This is a genomic window from Desulfovibrio sp. 1214_IL3152, from assembly GCF_036763055.1.
Taxonomy (GTDB): domain Bacteria; phylum Desulfobacterota; class Desulfovibrionia; order Desulfovibrionales; family Desulfovibrionaceae; genus Desulfovibrio.
On record NZ_JBAIYW010000589.1, the window covers coordinates 1 to 1,229 of the forward strand.

Annotated in this window: 1 protein-coding gene and 1 pseudogene; one reads left to right on the plus strand and one right to left on the minus strand. The window is 57.5% G+C overall.

Annotated features, from left to right (window positions below):
* The coding region (locus V6C07_RS12365) for a PAS domain-containing protein (RefSeq protein ID WP_333536780.1) at nt 1-791 on the minus strand (791 nt) is incomplete at its 3' end.
* A 137-nt stretch (nt 792-928) separates the two neighbouring features.
* Between V6C07_RS12365 and V6C07_RS12370 the strand changes: the two are divergent.
* A pseudogene (locus V6C07_RS12370) lies at nt 929-1,229 on the plus strand (30S ribosomal protein S12 methylthiotransferase RimO); the annotation flags it as partial.

Consider the following 1,229-nt stretch of genomic DNA (forward strand, 5'->3'; position numbering starts at 1 on the left):
CACCAGATGAACTGTCCGTCGCGGCGGCGCAGGCGCAGGGTCATTTCGCCGGAGCGTATGCCCAGGGCCATGCGCGCAAGGCAGGTGTCAAAGGCGGCGCTGTCGCCGCTGTACAGGACACTGTCCTCACGCCAGACATCAAAGGGAATGCGGTCGTCGTAGTTTCCGGCCAGCAGTTCGCCTATGCGGGGGCTGATGTAGGTCAGGTCATTGTTGCGCCACTCGAATACCAGGGTGCGCGTATGGTCTACCACGGCCTTGTAACGCAGGTTGTCGAGTTTTTGCTGCTGGAGAAGCTCGTTTTCGCGCACGATGGTGGCCGCGCGCTTGAGTTCGTCCACATCCTGCACACAGACAAGATAAACAAAATCACCGCCGGGCTGGCGAACGGGAAAAGCCGTAATGCGCGTCCAGCGGTAGCTCATGTTGCGGCATTTTCTGCGCATATCAAGCGTAGAAAAAGGCTGGCCGTTTTTTTCAAGATCCCGCCGGGCCAGGGGGTCCCAGAAGCGTAGCAGCGCGTCGTGGTCGTCAGGGTGGACGAGCTTGGTCAAGGCTTCGGTAAAGAGGTCCGACAGGGCGAGTCCGGCCGAAGGCGGCAGGAAAATATCGTCGCTTCTGTACAGCTCGCGCGCCTGGTTTTTTTTAAAATCCAGAAGATATATTTCGGCGTAGACGCTGCGCAGCACGCCTGAATAACACTGCTCTTCCATTCTGCCGCTTGCAAGGCATTTCATGGGAGCTACAGTGAAATCTTTTTGGGTGTTGGTTTGGGTGGGTTTGTTTTTCATAAGCAACGCTTGGTTGGTTGCGCACGGATACGGCGCTAACGCCGAACTGTCAAGTTTTGAGCCTAGCACCGGCCCCGACGTTTTGCAAATGAACCGCACTGGTGACAAGTCTCAGGCACATCTGTAGGATGCCCCACATGACAAGTGGAAACAAACAGAAAAAGATCAAGGTCTGGTCGTTGAGTTTGGGGTGTCCCAAGAACAGGGTCGACAGCGAGCGCCTGCTCGGTTCGCTGGGCGTGCCTGTGAGCCATGTGGAGCACATGGGCCGCGCAGACCTTGTATTTATCAATACTTGCGGGTTTATTGATCCCGCCGTGCGCGAGTCTGTGCGTGCCGTTCTGGACGCGGGGCAACGCCTTGGCCGCTGCGGCAAAAAACCTCTGCTGGCCGTGGGCGGCTGCATGGTGGGCCGTTACGGCGCGGAAAATCTGGCTG